At 61.5% G+C, this 2,957-nt stretch carries 2 protein-coding genes; both read right to left on the bottom strand.

The window, feature by feature from the left end; all coding sequences use genetic code 11:
- Window positions 1-114: 114 nt before the first annotated feature.
- Complete coding sequence (locus tag VN887_14300) at window positions 115-1,548, bottom strand: DUF1501 domain-containing protein (GenBank protein ID HXT41179.1); 1,434 nt, start codon at window positions 1,546-1,548, stop codon at window positions 115-117.
- A 2-nt stretch (window positions 1,549-1,550) separates the two neighbouring features.
- Window positions 1,551-2,957 (bottom strand): DUF1553 domain-containing protein (locus VN887_14295; GenBank protein ID HXT41178.1); only part of this gene is annotated, 1,407 nt, incomplete at its 5' end.

Raw genomic sequence — 2,957 nt, 5'->3', positions numbered from 1 at the left:
AACGGCGTGTTCGTCATAACGAATCTCTACGGCGGTTCTGATGGCTTCAAGTTCCTCCAAGTGGTCAAGCCTTGAGCAAAAGGCCACTGTCTGAATCTTGGGATGTGTAAGGGCTCAGGCCAGCAACTTCTCCACGAGTTCTCCCGACACGTCCGTCAGCCGGAAATCGCGGCCCTGAAAACGGTAGGTGAGCTTCGTGTGGTCGAATCCTAGCAGGTGCAGGATCGTCGCGTGCAGGTCATGGACGTGAACCTTGTCCGTCGTCGCGTTGAAGCCGAATTCGTCCGACTCGCCGATCGTGATGCCGCGTTTCACACCGCCGCCGGCCATCCACATGGTGAAGCAGTTCGGGTGATGATCCCGCCCGTCGTCGCCGCCCTGGACCATCGGCGTGCGCCCAAACTCGCCGCCCCAGATGACGAGCGTGTCGTCAAGCAGGCCGCGTTGCTTGAGGTCTTTGATGAGCGCAGCGCACGGCCTGTCGGTGTCCTGGCAGTTTTTCGCCAGGTCCTTTTTCAGGTTTCCGTGCTGATCCCACGCCTCGTGAAAAATCTCCACGAAGCGCACGCCGTGCTCAACCAGCCGGCGCGCCAGCAAACAGGAGTTCGCAAACGAGCCCTTGCCCGGTTCCGCGCCGTACATTTCCAACGTCGCCTTTGACTCCTTGGAAATGTCCATCAACTCCGGCGCGGCAAGCTGCATCCGATACGCCAGCTCAAATGAGTTGATGCGCGTGGCGATTTCCGGATCGCCCACGACATCGAGATGTTTTTGATTGAGCCGCTTGATGGTGTCGAGCGAGTCGCGCTGGATCTGCTGGTCCACGCCCTTTGGGTTCGAGAGATAGAGGACCGGGTCGCCCGTGTTGCGGAACAGCACCCCCTGGTGTACCGAGGGCAGAAAACCGGCGCCCCAGTTGGAGGATCCGCCGCTTGGCCCCTTCGCGCCGGTGCTGAAAACGACGAAGGACGGCAAATCCTGCGATTCACTGCCGAGTCCGTAGGTCGTCCACGCACCGAGACTGGGCCGGCCAAATTGTTGCGTGCCGGTGCTCATCAGAATCTGACCGGGCGCGTGATTGAACGCGTCTGTGTACATGGACTTGACGATGGCGACATCGTCCGCGACCTCTGCGAGATGCGGCAGGAGCTCGGAGAGTTCGGCGCCGCTCTGGCCGTGTCTGGCGAATTTGAATTTCGGGCCGAGCAATGCGGCGTCCGGGTTGATGAACGCGGCGCGGTACCCTTTGATCAATTCCGCCGGCGGCGGTTTGCCGTTCCATTTGGCGAGTTCCGGCTTGTAATCGAACAGATCAAGATGGCTCGGCGCACCGGCCATGAACAGGTAGATGACGCGTTTGGCCCTGGCCTTGAAGTGCGGCTGTTTCGGCGCGAGCGGATTCAGCGCGGCGGGCGCGGCCCAGCCAGTCTCGCGAAACAACGTGCCCAGCGCGATGGCACCGAGGCCGACGCCGCATTGCTGGAAGAACCAGCGGCGGGTGATGAGTTTTGGGTCGTAACCGCGATACAAATGCGTCTGGCAGTTCATAACTATTCTTTCGTTATCGTTTCGTCCAGGTTCAACAACGCCCGTGACACAACCGTGTAAGCCGCGAGTTGTGTCGGATTTTCACCCCGGGGCAGGTCAGCCGGCTTTTCGTTTTTCCCGGTGGCGAGTTCGAACGGGTTCACCCAGCCTTCGGCAATGCGCTTTTTCTCCTTGTCGAGCAACGTCAGCAGTTCCCTTCGTTCGTCGGTGGTCGGCGCCCGGCTCAATGCGCGGCGAAAGGCGTAGTTGATGCGGTCGGCGTCGGTCCCGCCTCCTTCCTCCAGGGTCTTGCGCGCGAGCGACCGGGCGCATTCGACAAACTCGGTCTCGTTCAGCGAAATGAGGGCTTGCAACGGCGTGTTCGAGCGCGCCCGGCGGACGCAGGAAAAATCTCCGTTCGGCGCGTCGAACGTCTGCAACATCGGGTAAGGCACGGAGCGGAACTTGAAAATATAAAGGCTGCGCCGGTAGCGCTCGGCGCCCGTTTCCACCTTCCACACCTTCGGCCCGTAACTGGCCGGCGGCTGGAACAAAAAATCAGGCGCCGGCGGATAAATGCTGCGTCCGCCCATTTCCGGGTTGAGGAGACCGCTGGCGGTCAATGCAATGTCGCGCACGATTTCGCCTTCCACCCGGAACCGGGGGCCGCGCGCGAGCAGACGGTTGTAGGGATCCTTCGTGTAAAGCCCGGGCGTGACGCGCGACGACTGCCGGTACGTCGCCGACTTCACGATGAGCCGATGGATGTGCTTGATGCTCCAGCCGGAGTCCATGAATTCGCAGGCCAGCCAGTCGAGCAACTCCGGATGTGACGGCATTTCGCAGCGCGTGCCGAAGTCCTCCGGCGTGTCCACCAGCCCGATACCGAAGTAAGCCTGCCAGATGCGGTTCACACAGGCACGGGCGGTCGTTGGCGATTTGCGATCCACGAGCCACTTCGCAAAGGTCAGGCGCGACCCGTCCGCATCCGGCGGCAGCGGATGAAGGAACGACGGCACGCCGAACGTGACCGCCTGCCCCGGCTTGAGCCAGTCACCGCGCCTGAGCATGTGCGTGGTGCGTCGTTCGTCAACCGGCCCCCTGCCTTTGCGCGACATCAGGGTGAGTGTGGGGGTGCCTTCGGGCCATTGTTTCCAAAGCGACTCGATTTTGTCGTTGACCTCCTTAAATTCCGGCACCGTCGTCCGCCAGTAGCTGAACACGGCGGCAATCTGCGCGGGTGCGCGTTGGCCGTTGGGGATTTTGAAAATCGCGCGCACGTTCGCGGGGACCGGGTCGGCGACGACATTGGTTGCGCCGGACACGCTGATGCTCCAGCGGCCGAGGTTGTGGTTTTCGTTGTCGTCCGAGTTGTCGCCGCCGTGGTTTTGCTGAAGCTGGAAATTGAACACGACCCCGTTGGTGAATTC

This window comes from Candidatus Angelobacter sp., assembly GCA_035607015.1.
Classification (GTDB): Bacteria; Verrucomicrobiota; Verrucomicrobiia; order Limisphaerales; family AV2; genus AV2.
Note: the sequence above shows the minus strand (reverse complement) of the source record. Positions and strands in the feature narration are given on the sequence as shown.